14 protein-coding genes are annotated in these 17,822 nt (G+C 33.3%); 6 read left to right on the top strand and 8 right to left on the bottom strand.

Going from position 1 to position 17,822, the window contains the following annotated elements:
- The first annotated feature begins 557 nt into the window (after positions 1–557).
- Both AAG068_RS27260 and AAG068_RS27255 read left to right on the top strand, forming a co-directional pair.
- The gene (locus tag AAG068_RS27260) at positions 558–794 is read left to right on the top strand and encodes a hypothetical protein (protein ID WP_087986483.1); all 237 of its coding nucleotides are present in this window, start codon (positions 558–560) and stop codon (positions 792–794) included.
- Positions 795–1,035: 241 nt separating this feature from the next.
- Positions 1,036–1,914: a radical SAM/SPASM domain-containing protein gene (locus AAG068_RS27255; RefSeq protein WP_342716534.1), complete on the top strand. Its 879-nt coding sequence runs from the start codon at positions 1,036–1,038 to the stop codon at positions 1,912–1,914.
- Positions 1,915–2,101: 187 nt separating this feature from the next.
- Here the strand turns inward: AAG068_RS27255 and pepF are convergent, their stop codons facing one another.
- Both pepF and guaC read right to left on the bottom strand, forming a co-directional pair.
- Positions 2,102–3,916: an oligoendopeptidase F gene (gene pepF / locus AAG068_RS27250; protein WP_342716533.1), complete on the bottom strand. Its 1,815-nt coding sequence runs from the start codon at positions 3,914–3,916 to the stop codon at positions 2,102–2,104.
- Positions 3,917–4,050: 134 nt separating this feature from the next.
- Positions 4,051–5,034: a GMP reductase gene (guaC, locus tag AAG068_RS27245; protein ID WP_000432444.1), complete on the bottom strand. Its 984-nt coding sequence runs from the start codon at positions 5,032–5,034 to the stop codon at positions 4,051–4,053.
- A 477-nt stretch (positions 5,035–5,511) separates the two neighbouring features.
- Here guaC and AAG068_RS27240 point away from each other — a divergent pair, with 477 nt between their 5' ends.
- Complete coding sequence (locus AAG068_RS27240) at positions 5,512–6,957, top strand: DEAD/DEAH box helicase (RefSeq protein WP_342716532.1); 1,446 nt, start codon at positions 5,512–5,514, stop codon at positions 6,955–6,957.
- 39 nt (positions 6,958–6,996) lie between these two features.
- Here the strand turns inward: AAG068_RS27240 and AAG068_RS27235 are convergent, their stop codons facing one another.
- On the bottom strand, positions 6,997–7,557 hold the full coding sequence (locus AAG068_RS27235) for a DUF1836 domain-containing protein (RefSeq protein ID WP_000427879.1): 561 nt from the start codon (positions 7,555–7,557) through the stop codon (positions 6,997–6,999).
- A gap of 164 nt (positions 7,558–7,721) precedes the next feature.
- On the opposite strand from AAG068_RS27235, the gene trhA reads away from it, so the two are divergent.
- Both trhA and galE read left to right on the top strand, forming a co-directional pair.
- Positions 7,722–8,369: a PAQR family membrane homeostasis protein TrhA gene (gene trhA / locus AAG068_RS27230; protein WP_101169006.1), complete on the top strand. Its 648-nt coding sequence runs from the start codon at positions 7,722–7,724 to the stop codon at positions 8,367–8,369.
- A 186-nt stretch (positions 8,370–8,555) separates the two neighbouring features.
- A complete protein-coding gene (gene galE, locus AAG068_RS27225) occupies positions 8,556–9,572 on the top strand; it encodes a UDP-glucose 4-epimerase GalE (protein ID WP_342716531.1) in 1,017 nt (338 codons plus the stop codon).
- 49 nt (positions 9,573–9,621) lie between these two features.
- Here the strand turns inward: galE and pelG are convergent, their stop codons facing one another.
- From pelG to AAG068_RS27200, 5 genes are read right to left on the bottom strand one after another with little or no spacing between them, the layout of a single operon-like run.
- A complete protein-coding gene (gene pelG / locus AAG068_RS27220; protein WP_342716530.1) occupies positions 9,622–11,076 on the bottom strand; it encodes an exopolysaccharide Pel transporter PelG in 1,455 nt (484 codons plus the stop codon).
- Positions 11,064–12,485 (bottom strand): GT4 family glycosyltransferase PelF, encoded by a 1,422-nt coding sequence (gene pelF / locus AAG068_RS27215; protein WP_342716529.1) that lies wholly within the window; start codon positions 12,483–12,485, stop codon positions 11,064–11,066. The genes pelG and pelF overlap by 13 nt, the downstream gene beginning before the upstream one ends.
- Before the next feature lie 3 nt (positions 12,486–12,488).
- Positions 12,489–14,321: a DUF2194 domain-containing protein gene (locus tag AAG068_RS27210; protein ID WP_342716528.1), complete on the bottom strand. Its 1,833-nt coding sequence runs from the start codon at positions 14,319–14,321 to the stop codon at positions 12,489–12,491.
- Positions 14,305–15,225: a tetratricopeptide repeat protein gene (locus AAG068_RS27205; RefSeq protein WP_342716527.1), complete on the bottom strand. Its 921-nt coding sequence runs from the start codon at positions 15,223–15,225 to the stop codon at positions 14,305–14,307. Before AAG068_RS27205 ends, AAG068_RS27210 begins: the two co-directional genes overlap by 17 nt.
- Positions 15,225–16,448: a nucleoside-diphosphate sugar epimerase gene (locus tag AAG068_RS27200; RefSeq protein WP_342716526.1), complete on the bottom strand. Its 1,224-nt coding sequence runs from the start codon at positions 16,446–16,448 to the stop codon at positions 15,225–15,227. The genes AAG068_RS27205 and AAG068_RS27200 overlap by 1 nt, the downstream gene beginning before the upstream one ends.
- Before the next feature lie 297 nt (positions 16,449–16,745).
- On the opposite strand from AAG068_RS27200, the gene AAG068_RS27195 reads away from it, so the two are divergent.
- Positions 16,746–17,564: a putative glycoside hydrolase gene (locus AAG068_RS27195; protein ID WP_342716525.1), complete on the top strand. Its 819-nt coding sequence runs from the start codon at positions 16,746–16,748 to the stop codon at positions 17,562–17,564.
- Positions 17,565–17,822 lie beyond the last annotated feature (258 nt).

The raw sequence follows: 17,822 nt of genomic DNA, 5'->3' as shown, positions 1-17,822 counted from the left end.
ATTGTGACACCAATTGACCTCTTTAAAGCAGGCGTGTCATTTGGAATTTCCATTTATGCTGCGATTAAAGGAAAACGATAAGTTAGTAAAAGAGAAAGGAAGTGACCAGCATTGCAATATTTCTTGTTGGGAACAGTAGTCGGAATAGCCGTATGTTTAGCGTCGGAGATTGTGCAGAAAACAAATAGGAGTTATCAGGGATGAAAAGAATTCAATGTATAAAGGACTTTAAAGATATTATTGGTTAAATTCCTGGTGATTTTGCAGATTATATGGAAAGTGGATTTTTCAGTTTATATGAGTATTATAGCCTTAATCAGAAATGAGCAGATTTTATTTTAAAGCAATGTCAGCCGATGGTAATCCTCTAGATTGATGAGGAATTCGAATCAATTTTACAAGAACTATTAGAGATTGAATTTGTTGAAAGGTATTGGAATGTTTTTCATTAATGGTAGAATTATAGTATATATTACGATATTTCTAAAAATGTATTAATTTCATCTTTGGGGAGATTTTTATGGAAAAAAAATTAAAAAGTAAATGGAGGGAAATTTATGTCAGATTATATTAGAAAATTAACAGAAGAATTCGAGCAAAGTGCAACTAGTGTATTAAAAACTCAGGTAACTTATCCAGTTGGTAATGAAGCTAATACTGTTGGCTTTAGAGTTGATAAGGAAACAGCTAGAAAATTGGCTATACAAATATTAATAGCTGCAGAAACAAGTGAATCAATATTTATTACAGGAGAAAGAAGTAATAATACAGTTAGGGTTGCAAGATATAAATAAGATTATAAAAAGCAAATTTAGTAAGTAAATCTACTAACTTTGCTTTTTCATCTTTTGTTAAAAACCTCATTTAGATGCGTTACGGTGAACCGTATCATAAATAGTAATAGTACATTCAAACGGCTACAGATGTGGCCGTTTTCTATATTTCCTAAAATAAGTATGTTTCTATTTCTAAAAAAGTATGATGTAATATGAAGAGGAAAAAAGTACAAGTAGTCATAGAAGTGAGGAATTAAAGGTGAAGAAGTTTAAAAAGTTTTACTTGGAGATTACGAGTGTATGTAATCTTGCGTGCAGCTTTTGTCCGCCGACGGAAAGGCAGAAGCAATTCATTTCTGTGGAGGATTTTGCGAAAAGATTAGACCAAATTAAACCTCACACAGACTACATTTATTTGCACGTGAAGGGTGAGCCGTTGCTTCATCCAAAAATAGATCAATTGTTAGATTTAAGTCATGAAAAAGGGTTTAAAGTTAATATTACAACGAACGGAACGTTAATTAATAAGAGAAGGCATAGACTGTTAAATAAGCCTGCTCTAAGACAAATGAATTTTTCGTTGCACAGTTTTGATGGACACCCAGGTTCACAAGATAAAGAGGGGTATGTAAGAAGTATACTTTCCTTCATTAGAGAGGCGACAAGTCAATCGGATTTAATTGTTTCACTTAGATTATGGAATTTAACGCAGGATAATAAAACAAATGCTGAAATCCAGAAAAATAGAGAGTTATTATCCATCATTGAAAATGAGTTTGGTTTATCTTATCAAATCGAAGAGAAGCTTACACCAGGAAAAGGTATAAAAATTGCGGAACGTGTCTTTATTAATCAAGACTATGAATTCCAGTGGCCAGCATTGCATGAAGAAGAGGATGATGGAAAAGGATTCTGTCACGGCCTTCGAAATCAAGCTGGTATCTTAGCGAATGGAACGGTTATTCCTTGTTGTTTAGATGGTGAAGGGATTATTAACCTTGGAAATATTAATAATGATTCATTTTCTAACATTATAGAAGGCGAAAGAGCTACAAACATTGTCGATGGATTTTCGAGAAGAGTTGCAGTCGAAGAGCTATGCAGAAAATGTGGATACCGTAAAAGATTTGGAAAGTAAATATGAAATAAGCCCTCATAAAGCGAGGGCTTATTTTTTATCGCGTATTAACGGGCAGTAAGACCTCCACCTCAAAATTCAGCGGAAGCAAAGAAGTTAGGTGGGGAGCGGGCTGCCCGTAAAAGCCCGATTGGTGAGGGCTAATAATCAGTGGGGATGGCCCTCCACTGATTAAAGTTTCACTTTATTATTGATAAGAGCGCTCTAATTCATCAATTAAGGAACCAACGTAAGAAACAGCCCTGCGGATTGCGTCTGGTTTTGACATATCGACTCCCGCATGTTTCATTAATTCAAGTGGTTTCATCGTACCACCAGCGCGAAGTACATCTAACCAGCGATCAACGGCAGGTTGCCCTTCTTCTTTAATCATTTGAGCTACCGCAGTAGATGCGGTGAGGCCTGCGGAATACGTGTAAGAATATAAGCCCATATAATAATGAGGTTGGCGCATCCAAGTTAAGCCAGCACCTTCATCAATTTTTACGGAATCTCCCCAAAATGTTGAAAGTACATTTGCTTTTATTTCAGTTAAAGTTGTAGCTGTAAGTGCTCCACCTTCTTCTGCTAGGCTGTATACTCTTCTTTGATATTCTCCCTCAAGTAAGTGAGTAACAAAGTTATGATAATATGTGCCGAGTAGTTGCAGAATCACCCATCTACGCATTCTCTTATCTTCAGTGGTCGCTAATAAATGCTGGGCTAATAGTAATTCATTCATTGTAGATGGTGCTTCAACAAAGTACATAGATGGACGTACATTCATAATGCGCTGGTTTTTATTTGCTAAATAAAAATGACCAGCATGCCCAAATTCATGAGCTAATGTGAAGCATCCGCGCATCGTATTTTGCCATGTAATTAAAATGTATGGATGAGAACCATACGGACTTGAACAAAATGCCCCTGTTGATTTCCCTACGTTATCTGCAAGGTCGACCCATCTTTCTTTGAATCCTTTTTCGATAATGGAACTATATTCATCCCCGAGTACTTGTAAAGAGTCTTGAATAAGTTTTCCAGCTTCTTCGTAAGTAATTGTCGGATTAAATTTGGGATCTAAAGGTGCATGTAAGTCGCAGAACAGCATTTCATCGAGTCCTAATACTTTCTTTTTTAAATCTGCAAAACGTCGCATATGAGGTGCTAATTCCTTATATATAATATCAAGTTGATTGTTATACATTTCAAGAGGAACTTTTTGAGGCTCTAACAGCATATGAGTAACAGATTCAAATTTGCGTAAGCGAGAAAGTGTCACTTGTTTTTTTACTTCAGTCGCATATGTTGTTGCCACTGTATTCTTATATCGTTTCAAGGTGGAAACAAATGATGAGTATGCTTTCCTACGTATGTCTGCGCTTGGAGAAAACTCATATTTGCTTTCAAATAATGCAAACGATACAGGGAGTTCATTTCCTTGTTCATCTTGTATGGAGTTAAAATCCATATCGGCTAATTTAGTCATACCGTAAATTTTGTATGGAGAACTATGTACTTCGCCAAGTGCAGCAAGAGCTTCTTCTGTTTCAGGAGAGAGCGTGTGCTGCCTTTTTTGTAGTATGTCTAGTAATGATTTACGGAAAGGTTCCAGTTTGATTTCTTCTGTTAAATATTTTTCAGTCGTTCCTTCGTCAAATAAGAGGATTTCATTATGGATAAAGGATAATGCAGTATGTACTTTCGTCCATAAAGCAGCAATTTTGGAAGAGTTCGCTTGAACAACTGGATTTGTACGGTCAGTAGATTCTTTTAAATTTGCGTAGGAGTATAATTTTGTTAACTTCATTAGAAGCTCTTCTTCTAAAAGTAGGCAATGTAATAAAGTAGTGGGGCTAGTGTGTAAATGCCCTTTAAACACATCAAGTTTTTTTATATCGTCTGTTAATACACGTAATGCAGTTTCCCACTCTTTATCAGATTCGTATAAATCAGAGAGGTCCCATGTTAGCTCAGCAGGGACTTCCGCGCGAATATGGCGTTTCTCAATGGTATTTTTCATTTGTTATATCCCCCTTAGTATAAGTATCTAAAAATATGATACTAGAAAATTCAGTAAAATGAAAATATTTTACATTTCTATATATGAAAAAGAACAAGCATAAAAATGCTTGTCCTTCGAGTTAAATTTAAAAATTAATATACTTTATCACCGTTGAAAATAGAGTTTTTCACGACCACATAATCTACAGTACGAATTGAGTCTAATTTTGTTCCACCAGCGTAAGAGATAGAAGATTGAAGATCTTGTTCCATTTCGATTAAAGTGTCTTCTAAAGAACCTTTATGCTCAACGAACATTTTCTTACCTTCAACGTTTTTCTTTTCGCCTTTTTGGAATTCAGAAGCTGAACCAAAATACTCTTTATAAAGTTTGCCGTCTTTTTCGATTGTTTCCCCTGGAGACTCTTCATGACCAGCGAATAGAGAACCGATCATAACCATAGTCGCCCCAAATCGAATAGATTTAGCTACGTCACCGTGTGTACGAATACCACCGTCAGCGATAATTGGTTTACTTGCAGCTTTTGCACACCAGCGAAGTGCAGCTAGTTGCCAACCGCCAGTTCCAAAGCCTGTTTTAATTTTAGTAATACAAACTTTACCAGGTCCAATACCAACTTTTGTTGCGTCAGCACCAGCGTTTTCTAATTCTCTTACCGCTTCTGGAGTTCCAACGTTTCCAGCGATAACGAAGCTTTCTGGTAAATGCTTTTTAATATGTTGAATCATGTTGATCACAGCATTAGAATGTCCATGCGCAATATCAATCGTGATGTATTCAGGTGTAAGTTGTTCAGCAGCTAATTGCTGTACGAATTCATATTCGTCTTCTTTTACACCAACGCTAATAGAAGCGATTAAACCACGTGATTGCATATCTCTAATGAATGAGATTCGTTTCTCTGGTTGGAAACGATGCATGATATAGAAATAATTGTTTTCAGCTAAGTAAGTTGCGATTCTTTCATCAATAATCGTTTGCATATTCGCAGGTACGACAGGTAATTTAAATTTATGTTTACCTAAAGTGACAGTTGTATCACATTCAGAGCGGCTGTTCACAATACATTTTGCAGGAATTAATTGAATATCTTCATAGTCGAATACGTTTTCCATCATTTACACCCCTAAAATACGAATATTTTATTTTTATTAATCAAAAATGTTCGTCCATAGGATAATTTACATTATTTTCATTAAGAAGTCAAAGGATTTCTTAACATTTTTTGAAAAAGTAGATTTTATATCTGAAAAACAACGTTAAAAACGAATTTAAAATGTTTTTTTTTTTGTATTGTTCGTTTATGGAAAAAGGTTGGAAAATTAAGATAATTATACAAGGTTATATGTATTCTTTTTATTTTTTGGAGTGGATATAGGATACTATGAAAAGGTTAATGCTAACAATACGAGTAAAAGATGTTATCAAGTAGTTGAACAATATATGAAATGATAAGGTTTATTTCTATATAAAAAGATGAATCTGGCATGATTCACCTTTTTATGTGAGGTTTCAAGTATAATAAGTAGGGTGATAGTAACGTATACAAAAGATAAAAATGAAAATAATACAGAATAAAATGAGGTTAATATATGAGTAAAAAAAGTTTTTCTGATTATAAATTAAGTAAGGAAATTGTAAGGGCGCTTACTGGGTTAGGGTATGATCATGCAACAGAAGTACAAGGTGAGGTTATTCCAGTCGCATTACAAAAGAAGGATCTTGTTGTGAAGTCCCAAACTGGAAGTGGAAAAACAGCTTCATTTGGTATTCCACTTTGTGAAATGGTGGAGTGGGAAGAGAATAAACCACAAGCATTAGTTTTAACACCAACGAGAGAGCTTGCGGTACAGGTAAAAGAAGATATTACAAATATAGGTCGATTCAAAAGAATCAAGGCTGCGGCAGTTTATGGGAAATCCCCATTTGCACGTCAAAAATTAGAATTAAAGCAAAAGACACATATTGTAGTTGGGACTCCTGGTCGTGTGTTGGATCATATTGAGAAGGGTACCCTTTCTTTAGAGTGTTTGAAGTATTTAGTTATTGATGAAGCAGATGAGATGCTAAATATGGGCTTTATCGATCAAGTAGAGGCAATTATTGATCAATTACCTACAAAAAGAATGACAATGTTATTTTCAGCAACACTCCCAGAAGATGTTGAGAAATTGTCTCGTACATATATGAATTCACCAACTCATATTGAAATTAAAGCGGCTGGGATTACGACGGATAAAATTGAACATACTCTTTTTGAGGTGATAGAAGACGAGAAGCTTTCACTACTTAAAGATGTAACAACGATTGAGAATCCGGATAGTTGTATTATTTTCTGCCGTACACAAGACAATGTAGATCATGTATATAGACAATTAAAACGAGCTAACTATCCTTGTGACAAAATACATGGTGGTATGGTACAAGAAGATCGTTTTGAAGTCATGGATGATTTTAGAAAAGGAAAATTCCGTTATTTAGTAGCAACAGACGTGGCTGCGAGGGGAATTGATATTGATAATATTACACATGTTATTAATTATGATATTCCACTTGAAAAAGAAAGCTATGTACATCGTACTGGAAGAACGGGACGAGCTGGAAATAGTGGAACAGCCATTACATTTATAACACCATATGAAAATAGATTTTTAGAAGAGATTGAGGAGTATATTGGCTTTGAAATTCCAAAGGCAATTGGACCCTCAAAAGAAGAAGTTATGAAAGAGAAAGCTGCATTTGAAGAAAAGATACATGCTAAACCAATTATAAAGAAAGATAAAAATGCAGACATCAACAAAGGTATTATGAAGCTGTACTTTAATGGCGGGAAGAAAAAGAAAATTAGGGCGGTAGATTTCGTCGGTACAATTGCTAAAATTAAAGGTGTTACAGCAGAAGATATAGGCATTATTACGATACAAGATAATGTTTCTTACGTTGAAATATTAAATGGAAAAGGACCACTTGTCTTGAAAGTCATGAAGACTACAACGATTAAAGGGAAACAACTAAAAGTTCATGAAGCAATTAAGTAAATAAAAACTATCCACTTTAATAGGTGGATAGTTTTTTATTTATGATTCTTTTAAATCATCCACTAGTTGCTCCGCTAAACGTCTATACATATTACTCATAGTCACGAAGGACGTTAGTAGTAAGAATTTTTCTAGTTTTGTATCTTCTAAGGAAGAAATCTCATTTACTTCTGTAACACGGTTATTTACGTCTTGTTTAAAGCTTTCGACATTGCTTTCAGTAAGAGCAAGATAATTTTTGTATAACGTATTTAATTCGAATGAATCATCATTTAATAAGGAGTCATTTATAGTTTCTAATGAACTTTTTATGTCGTTAATGGAAAGAGCACCTTTTAATTGATAAATTAGGCTAATTAAAATCATATGCTCTTTTGAATACTTTTTATTTTTGATAGGGATGAATAGTTTCCCTTTTGCGTAATTATTAATCATCGTTTTTGTTAATACTTTTTCATCATCAGTTCTCGTTGTATCTGCATAAGTATTCTCAAATAGTTGGACAACTTGATCTACATATAAGTCAACATTTGGAATATCCTCAAGTTTAATGTTTTTTTCTAAATGCAATGTCTCAAGTAATTCATTTATATTTTCCACGTAGAATCCCTCACTTTTATAACTTAGTGGAACGTAATGTCTAATACATCTTTAAATATGGTATTACGAAACAAATGAATTGTAAATGTTGACCTTAAAGAGAAATGTGTATATAATTACATGTAGTTATCAAAACTACATGTAATTATATGAGGGGTGTTATTATGAATGCTTATGTAAGGGAACCAGTTAATGCATTTACTCACTTAGGTGGAGCGATATTATCATTTATTGCCTTATTAGCTATGCTTGTGAAAGTTTCTATCAAGATGCCATCATTTGCTGCAATTACAGCTGTTATTTTGTTTGGTATTGGAATGATGGTCCTTTATATGGCGTCAGCTGTATATCATAGTGTTGTGGCCAATGAACGTGTTATTTACTTCTTTAGGAAGCTAGATCATTCTATGATTTTTATATTAATTGCAGGTACATATGCACCCTTTTGCTTAATTACATTAAATTCAGCAAGTGGTTTGCTATTATTTTGTTTAGTCTATGCAACTGCGATTTGTGGCATTGTATTTAAAATGTTTTGGTTTAATTGTCCAAGATGGTTATCGACAGCAATTTATATTACGATGGGTTGGTTAATTGTTTTATTCTTTGCACCGTTAGCTGAGAATTTAAGTACAGGAGGCATTGTTTTCTTAGTACTTGGGGGCATTTTTTATACCATTGGTGGATTTATTTATGGAACAAAGCCAAAATGGCTAGAGTTTAAATATATGGGACATCATGAAATTTTTCACGTTTTTGTATTATTAGGTAGTCTTGCGCATTTTCTAAGTGTATATTGTTACGTAATTTAATAAGAAAAACGCCACATAATAAAAATTATGTGGCGTTTTTCTTATTACCTGATTGGAATCGTATATGTTATAAAATTATTATGGGATAAAATGTAAGTTTCTGTGTTCGCATATTAAACATAGGATAAGAAATATGTGATATACTTTTAGAAGTTTATAATGAATGAAATATGGAGGACTATAATTATGGCAATACTTGTAACAGGTGGAGCAGGGTATATTGGTAGTCATACATGTGTAGAATTACTAAATAGTGGTTACGAAATTATAGTAGTTGATAATCTTTCGAATAGCTCGGTAGAATCTATAAATCGAGTGAAAGAAATAACAGGAAAACAATTTAAGTTTTATAAAGAAGATGTTTTAAATCAAGAAGCACTTGACGCAATTTTTGAAGAAAATGCAATTGAAGCAGTTATTCACTTTGCAGGATTTAAAGCTGTAGGGGAATCAGTAGCAATTCCATTAACATATTATCATAACAACATTACGAGCACGTTAGTGCTATGTGAAGTAATGCAGAAACATAATGTAAAGAAGATGATTTTTAGTTCATCTGCAACTGTATATGGTATCCCGGAAACGTCACCGATTACAGAGGAGTTTCCATTAAGTGCAACAAATCCATATGGTCAAACGAAATTAATGATTGAGCAAATGATGCGTGATGTGGCATTTGCGGATACAGAATGGAGTATCGCATTACTTCGCTATTTCAACCCATTTGGTGCACATGAAAGTGGACGTATTGGAGAGGATCCAAATGGAATTCCAAATAACTTAATGCCATATGTCACACAAGTGGCAGTAGGTAAGCTAAAAGAATTAAATGTATTTGGAAATGACTACCCAACGAAAGATGGAACAGGCATCCGTGATTACATTCATGTTGTAGACTTAGCAAAAGGTCACGTAAAAGCGCTAGAGAAAGTACTGAATACAACAGGAGTAGATGCTTATAATCTGGGCACAGGTACAGGGTATAGTGTACTAGAGATGGTTGAAGCTTTTGAAAGGGTTTCAGGAAAAAAAGTTCCTTATAAAATTACAGAGCGTCGTCCTGGTGATGTGGCAATATGTTTTGCAGATGCATCAAAAGCAAAACGTGAACTAGGATGGGAAGCAAAACGTGGATTAGAAGAAATGTGTGCAGATTCTTGGAGATGGCAATCAAATAATAAAAATGGCTATTTAGAAGTTTAATATGTAGATACAAAAATGACCTTTGCTCATGCAAAGGTCATTTTTGTATTCATTTCCCGTTAAGTTTATTAGCTAATTTGGTAAAAAAGGTCCGCTGTTTTATAGGAATATTTGACTGGCAAAATGTATAATAATCAATATTTTTAATGTAAGTAAAGAGTCTAGAAATAGCATATAGGAATGTAATAGAAGATCCAACTGCGAAACTAATGCCGTAACCATTGAATCCGAATGGAAGCAAGAGAAGGCTTAATAACAGGTTTGCAAAAAAGAAAATAGCTGATGTTCGAAATGCCCCTTTACGATCCTCAAAGTATAGGAGTAGTAATGTAATAACGAGCACCATTCCATTTGCATAAGCACCAACTATAGTTAGTTGCAGAATAGAGTAATTAAGTGTTGTGTTTCCAGATTGCGAACTAAACATCCATATTATAAAAATAATAAGTAAGGAAAAAATACCTTGATTACGAAGTATACGTTCCATTTCCTGCTTTAAGACAAAGTTCATGGAATCTTTTAATTGTAAAAGCGTATTTAATGTTCCGCCATTGTTTACCGAACCGAAGAACTTTTTATATCTTTCATAAAACCTGGTTTCAATGGATACTACAAAGAAAATATAGGTTGGGATAATACTTAAATACGCCCAGAAAACAGAAGTATCATAAATTTGATGATAAATAAATGTGTCTTCAATATTTCCACGACCGTCTCCAAACCAAATAACAAAATTACATACCCAAATACCCACATTGTAAAATAGGCTTGACCAAAATAACTCTGGATATTTATCTAAATAAGAAAGAAAGGTAAATTGTTCAGTAGCATCACTATTTGGAAACATTCGTACAATAACGATACTTAACCATACTAGTGTAATGAAAGTACCGAGTGTAAAAGAAATTAAAAGCAATAGGGCAGATCCATGTTCTAACCCAAGTGTAGGGTGCCAGTAAGCTATTAGGATAATTCCTAATAGGGAAAAAATGGAACCGATTAAAAATGCCAGTGCAATTGATTGATAATCTTTAGCCGCTGTTAAATAAATGGACTGAATCCAGATAATATTTAAAGCTAAAAATAAAAATAGCATCACGATTTTATAATATAAAGCTAATGGTGTGAAAAGTGCAAACAAAAGCCATAACATAATAGCCAAAAAAAGTGTGATCTTCGTCATTCCTAAAAATGAAGAAAATACTTTATCAGCTTTTTGTTCGTATAAAAGGTCAGCTACATATCTAGTTACAATGAGCTGCAATGCTCCGTAAATAATTTGAGAAAAAATAAAGCAATATGAAATTGAAATAGTGAAAAGGCGCTGTTCTTCAATTGAAATAGAATGAAATAAACTCAAAATGAATCGAATAGTTGTTACTGCTAAAATAACGACTAACCAAGGACCAGCTGTAACAAATAACGAAAATCCATAAGCTTTTATCCTTGAAGAATAGTAGTCTTCCTGAAATAATTTTTGTAATCGAAATCCTATACCTGCCATGTTTTCGCACCCCTTTCTAAATAAAGCTTACGATAACTATCAACAACACCTGATAATTGATAATATGCTTCAATACGATTACGCCCATTGTTTCCGAATTGCTGAATGGATTCAGGGTGGCGATAATACCATTCTAAGTGGGTGGCAACTTGTTCAGGAGATACAGGTGGTACAACAAAGCCACATTGGCCGTAAGGATCTTCATCTTGTCCATAAATTAACTCCTTACAAGAACCAACGTCTGTAACAACCCATGGTAATCCCGATGCCATTCCTTCTAACATAGCTAGTGGTTGTCCTTCAGATATGCTAGTTAATACGAGAATATCCGTTTGTTTTAAGTAATCTTTAATGTTTACTCTGCCAGTCATTATTACATGTTCTTTTAATCCAAGTTGCTGAATTAAATCACGACATTCTTGGGCATACTCTGGTTCTTCCGTATCAGGACCTAATAAGTAGAATATAAAAGGAATATCTTTTTCTAATAATAATTTAGCTGCATAAATCATTGTTTTTACGTCTTTAATTGGCACAACCCGTATGACAGCAGAAATAATGAGTTTATCTGAATTATGTTTTGGCTTACGTAGCCCTTTATAGTCAGATAAAGTAACGCCATTTGGAACAATTTTTAGTTTATGGGCCGGAGCACCTAGTTCTTTTTGATATGCACTATTCCGACCGAATAACGTAATCACATCAGTAGCTTGTTCATATGCTTGGTGAGATAAATGATGGAAGAAAGAAACCCATCTTTTTTTGTATTCGATTGGTATCCAAGTTGATTGGAGTATTTCCTCTTCACGTTCCCGAGAATAAATACCATGCTCTGTTAGAATAAATGGTATGTCAGACTTGGCACCAATTGCAGCTCCAAGAAGCCCACCATAGCCTGTAGATACAGAATGGATAAGATCTAATTCGGGAAAATCAATTTGTAAAATTTGAATGATTGGTGTGAACATAGATCTCCACATCCAAAAGTAATTTAAGAAAGAACCACTACTTTCTTCATACAAATAGCTTTCTTTCACTATTTCATAAAATTCACGGCTTTCGAAGAAGGAATGTAGTGTTCCTAGCTTTTGCTTGTTCCCTAATATTTGTAATGCTTCTGTGTCGTTAGCTTGGAATGTAAACCATTTTTGAAGTATTTGTACTTCATCAGTAGTTAAATTGGTTTTTACATGTTTTGGGTCACTTTCTGATTGTAAGGGAATCATAATTATATCTTTTACATTGTTAGGAATTTCATATTGATATTCCTCTTCTGTTTTCACTTGCGGTACGATCGCAAAAATGGTGAATTCATGTTCTTTAAATTGCTGGATGATCATTTGTACCCAGCTTGCTACTCCGCCACTGACAAAAGGATAACTTCCTTCAACAACTAAACCTATTCTCATCTGCTATGCCCCTTTAATTGGAATTGTAGCGTTAGCTTGTTTTAATATAACGCTATAAATTTGTGAATCTAGCTTTGTAACTGTGCCGTATGGGAATGAACCGGTTTTCAATTTTTTCCCTTCTTCCACACGTATAATGGTTGCAGTGTGGTTTGGTAATCCTTTATATGCAATGTGAACAGCATCATCTTCATAAGAAACAGCTAAATCACCAGTTTGATAAATCTTCATGGAAGCAGTTGCTTCGCTTTGAGTCATACTTTTTATATAAGGATATCTTTCTCGTATTTCTTTAATTGTCATTTTATAAGCTTTAAATAATTCTTCCCATGTTAAATTACCCGAGCGTTTTTCATCAAGGATATCATCTGGATGGACGAAATGTGAGATAACCCCTAAATTTGCGGTAACATCAGCTAAAATAAATTGTTCTTCATCCGGGATAGCATAGCCACTCGTAATACGCGGGAAGTGATAAATATTTTTGTTATGTTCATCTGGTCCAAATTCTTGAATTAAACTGCCGTTACTTTTACTTCCCACATATAGAGAAGCAACTGTTTCCATAGTTGGAACCGCGTCGTTTAATGCACTTAATCCAGTTGTATTTATAATATTGGATGGTGGTACATAGGTTTTTAGTTTTTCGTTTGGAAAGAAGTTATACACGAGTTTTTGTAAGGCATCTAAGGATCTCTCCATGTCCTCTTTTGAATTCCATGGAACATATTCAAGTGCTTTATCTACTGGATCTAGTGGTAATAATAAAGGTTGATGGTTATAGCCATGAATACCGATTTCTCCACCGTGACTTAATAATTCTCTCCCAAATAATAAATAGGTATTTCTATTTTTACCTGTGAAATCTTCAAAAGGTGGCGTTACTTTATTTTGGTATGTCCCAATTGCAACCCCCGTATATTTAATATCAAGCTCTTCAGAGATATCCTTCATATTTTTCCACCAATGTTTTTTATAAAATTCTTCAACAGAAATTTTTTCTGTTGTTAAGTTTTTTAGTTTTCCACTTGGAATTGGAGATGGAAAGTCATCGATATACATAATCTCCGCTCCAAGTTGTGCTGTAGCGAAAGTTGGAAAAATAGCACCCAGTGATTGAACGAACATACCTCTACCTAATTTATCGTTCAATGCTGTTGTATTCCAATATAAGACCTTTCCTTCACCGTAGTCATTGGTCCAAAGAATGGGAGTATCTTCTGCCGTAATCCAAGTGTTAGTTGTATTCTCATCTAGCGTAATATTCATTGAGCTATGAGTAAACAATGTAGAAGAACTTGAGAGATCGGGATAACCAGGGAATAAAACTTCTTCAAAGGTTAATCCTTTCGCATCTTTGAAGCCTTCTTTTTTTGTAATACCAAATAATGTGTTCCAGGAAGGATCTGAATCAAGTCGGTTTGCGATAATAATTCTTCCGCCCATTTGTACAAAATTTTGAATATCAGCTTGTGGAAGTTGCACCATTATTTCACCTGTAATAATAATCCCTGTATAGGGAGAGGGAGTAAGTCCCTTAATTTCATTAGCTGTAATATCTTTATAGTGTAGGTGTGCGTAATCCATTGCCTTTTTCGTATTAAATTCGACTTGTTGCCCTAATGTATTATCCGTTTTTAAAACGTATAATTGCATTTTCTGTCCATTTTGAGCTACATCTTTTGCTTTGAGTGTTTTAACAGTATCTGTTTCTTTAGTTTTAGGAACAGAAAACTTTTGATAGAAATTTTCTGTTCGATATATAAGGATAGATATAATTAAGAGAAATAAAATGATACTAACAATTCCGATATATATATTAATCCCCTTTTTCAATGTGTGCACCTCCAAACTGCCTTACAAATAATTGATATTTACGCGGTAGTATATGAACTCTTTTTGCAGCTGCTAGATTATTGATTAAGTTATAGAGCTCGTCCCATAATTTTTGCTCATAATATATTTCAAGTAACCCAACGTAACCGTAATATGATTCAGGATAGAAATGAATAAGATTTAAAAATTGTTCTTCAGACTTTGCATATTGTTTTGTATGTAGAAACAGATTTCCAAGGTGGAAAGGATAAAGAGGTTCGCTAGGGAATAGTTCTACACTTTGTGTAATAAAATTCATAAATTCAGCGATTATTTTTTCCTTTTGCTGATTAGAAAGAAGACCACTGTCTATATATCTTAAATAGTTAGAAACCAACTCTTTTGCAATTTCATTTTGTGGATTTTGTAGAAATTGCTTATTTAAGTATTCGATCTGTTTTTCGTACCGTTCATTTAGTAAATTAATAGTAGTTGCTGCGTAATGTACAGTTTCAGGATCTTTATGGTGAATGGCTTCTTTCAATAAGCCTCCTTCATTGGAAATAGAGGAGGAGCTTAACTGTACAATGAGTTGTTTATGTAATTCAGGCTTATCTAGTTCTAATCCAGAAGAAAATGAAATTAGATCCATATCTTGTTTTGCCGATGTCAAAATATCTTCATAATGATCAACTTGAAAGGAAACATAATCAGAATATTGCTGTAACCACTCGGGTTTGGAGCGTCTTATATTAAGTAATAACATGATTGCTGATACAATAAGTCCGACAAGCGGGAAAAGAAGAGAGATAATCAAGCAAAATTCAATAATTCCTTTCTTATCTTCAGTAATCAAACCTTTCGTAAATCGAAATAAAAGAAAAACCAAAGTAGCATAAATAAAGTAAAGAAGGAGTAAAATCATTAGAATATCACCCCTTTAGAAGAAAGAGCGTTTTGTATACGAGTTTGAACTGGTAATAAAAACTTTTCTTCAGTGCCAGGTAATAGAATCATAACTTTTTGCTTGGTAGTGCTATAACCGAATATATCGATATCTCGCAAATGATCTTTTAAAATAGAATTTATCATTTCTAAGGAATCCTGTGGAACAGTGAATTCAAAATAGGAATATGGATAAGATAATGTTTCGTAACGTTTCTTTTCTATTTTTAGTAAATGTTCAAATTCATCTTCATAATAAATGCTCGTTTTAGGGAAGGTACGATCCTCTTGACTTGATAGCCAAAGATTAGACGCGTTTTGTAAACGATCACCCATCCAGCGTAAATACCATGTGAAAAGTTCGAATTGCTCAGAAGTTACTTTTGAAAATTCAATTTCATCTAATATAATGACGTATTGTACATCATCTTGGAATAGGACGGGACCAACTAAAAGTGGAGCGTCTTGAAAATCCTCTTCTGTACGGAAAAAAGGTCGATTATGCGCTAGAGCATTTTTGATGACTAGCGAAGCATTTTTAACAAAAATGGATTGAGGTAATGTATTTTTACCAGTTTCTGCTCTTAATTTAATACGAAGTGATTGTTTATTGTTATCGACGTGATAGATACCAATTTTTTTTGCTCCGAAATACATTTTTAATACATTTATTCCTTCATCGAGTACAATTTCAGGATGTGTATGATTTAAAGCTTTAAACATGTGATACATTTTAGATAAGTGGTTATTTGATTCAAGTACACGAGAACGTAGTGTAATACGTGTTTCATCCAATTGTTTCACAACATATTTTAATTCTTTATTTTCGGCTTTTAGCTCATTATTTATCATATGTACATCTTCATACCGTTCTTTTTGTGCAGTACTCATTAGTCCACAACATAAACTAATAAAAAGTAAGAAAATCCAATTAATCCAGTAATCTAATGAATAAAAGTACAGTAATATATCATCTTCTTTATATATACCGCTTACAAAAACATAAATCATTGCTTCTAGAAAGGTGAAAAGGGCAATAGATATGCCATACCGGCTAGAAATAATTAATGTAATAAATAAGAGTAGGAAGTATTCATACGTTGGTGTTAGAAAATCAGTTAGTATTGAGAGAAAAAATAGAGCAGTAAAGAGAATCGTAGGTTCAATCATTTTTTGTAATAAATTAGATTGTCTATAGTGCATAAAAAAATCCCTTCTTTCGTTTGCAAATTTAATTTTGAGGAATAGTACACTGAAATAAAATACATAATTTAAAAGAATTATTTTAAAATATATAATATATGAAGCCCAAATCATTTTATCAACAGAGATATAGTAAATTCAAGTGAAATAAATTCTATTTTTTGTTAATTTATTGTATTTATTGGAATTTTTATTAAATATCGAGTTTGAAAAAATGTAAAATGTTATTGTATTACTATACTTGTATTAATATTTAAAACGATAGAAAATTACAGTTTTATAGGGGGTAATATTATTATGGAGTGGAAACGTTCCATATGCTTTTTAGCTATATTTTCTTTTATTTTTTCCTCAAGTACATCCGCACAAGCAAATGTCGTGGAACCAGTTTTAAAAAATGTACGAAGTTATAAAATTTATTATGGCGAAGCAAATGAGCAAGTAATTGAGAGACTTTCAAAGTATGACATGGTTATTATAGAGCCATATGCATTTACGAAAGGGCAAGTTCAGCAATTAAAAAAATCAGGAACAGTAGTCCTTGGGTATGTTAGTGTTTTAGAATTAGAATCGTGGCATAAATCGCAAGTAGTTGAATCAGACTATTATTATCGAGACGGTAAGAAAATGAAGATTGAGCAGTGGGATACATATATTATGAATTTAGCTGATGAACATTACCGTCAGATTGTTGTAAATAAGGTGAAACAGCAAGTTAGTGGAAAAGGAATAGACGGTGTGTTTTTAGATACGGCTGGTGATATTGATGACTATTTTTATGATCAGCCAGTTACACAAGGGAAATTTCGCGAAGCATATGTAAATTTATTAAAAGAAATAAAAAGTGTTGATTCTGATTTGCTTCTCATACAGAATTGGGGATTTGACACAATCAAAAATACATCCTTGAATTTTATACATGGTGTATTGTGGGAAGACTTCAATAAACAAGTTATTACGAAAGATGAATGGAGTCAAAATTGGATGCGCTATTTTAAACAACAAAGCAATAAAATTGTAACGTTTACCGTTACTCCAAATACCGTATCTAAAAAATATAGTTCTATAAATGGATTTATTCCTACAATTAATCCGAATGATATTTATGATAAATAGCAATTATTAGGGATGAGAAACTATCAATATTGACTATGAAAGTTTAGGTCAGTAATACGATTATCTTATAAAGATGAATGTATTACTGACTATCTCATTCTATAATATTTCATGTTAGAAATTAGTAGAGTGAGATAGAAAAAATGCATTATCCTATTAATTTTTATAGAAATAAAAAACGTAATATTTAAATAACATCAATACTTGTGTCATGGTTAGAGTACGTTTATAATCAAGGAATCCTATTAATGTTCTGAT

Source organism: Bacillus paramycoides, assembly GCF_038971285.1.
Taxonomy (GTDB): Bacteria; Bacillota; Bacilli; order Bacillales; family Bacillaceae_G; genus Bacillus_A.
Note: the sequence above shows the minus strand (reverse complement) of the source record. Positions and strands in the feature narration are given on the sequence as shown.

What these genes read in the sequence shown, in the direction of transcription:
- AAG068_RS27260 (WP_087986483.1), top strand. Translation starts at nt 558, where the DNA reads ATGTCAGATTATATTAGAAAATTAACAGAAGAATTCGAGCAAAGTGCA.
- pepF (WP_342716533.1), bottom strand. Translation starts at nt 3,916, where the DNA reads ATGAAAAATACCATTGAGAAACGCCATATTCGCGCGGAAGTCCCTGCT.
- guaC (WP_000432444.1), bottom strand. Translation starts at nt 5,034, where the DNA reads ATGGAAAACGTATTCGACTATGAAGATATTCAATTAATTCCTGCAAAA.
- AAG068_RS27240 (WP_342716532.1), top strand. Translation starts at nt 5,512, where the DNA reads ATGAGTAAAAAAAGTTTTTCTGATTATAAATTAAGTAAGGAAATTGTA.
- trhA (WP_101169006.1), top strand. Translation starts at nt 7,722, where the DNA reads ATGAATGCTTATGTAAGGGAACCAGTTAATGCATTTACTCACTTAGGT.
- galE (WP_342716531.1), top strand. Translation starts at nt 8,556, where the DNA reads ATGGCAATACTTGTAACAGGTGGAGCAGGGTATATTGGTAGTCATACA.
- pelG (WP_342716530.1), bottom strand. Translation starts at nt 11,076, where the DNA reads ATGGCAGGTATAGGATTTCGATTACAAAAATTATTTCAGGAAGACTAC.
- pelF (WP_342716529.1), bottom strand. Translation starts at nt 12,485, where the DNA reads ATGAGAATAGGTTTAGTTGTTGAAGGAAGTTATCCTTTTGTCAGTGGC.
- AAG068_RS27205 (WP_342716527.1), bottom strand. Translation starts at nt 15,225, where the DNA reads ATGATTTTACTCCTTCTTTACTTTATTTATGCTACTTTGGTTTTTCTT.
- AAG068_RS27200 (WP_342716526.1), bottom strand. Translation starts at nt 16,448, where the DNA reads ATGCACTATAGACAATCTAATTTATTACAAAAAATGATTGAACCTACG.
- AAG068_RS27195 (WP_342716525.1), top strand. Translation starts at nt 16,746, where the DNA reads ATGGAGTGGAAACGTTCCATATGCTTTTTAGCTATATTTTCTTTTATT.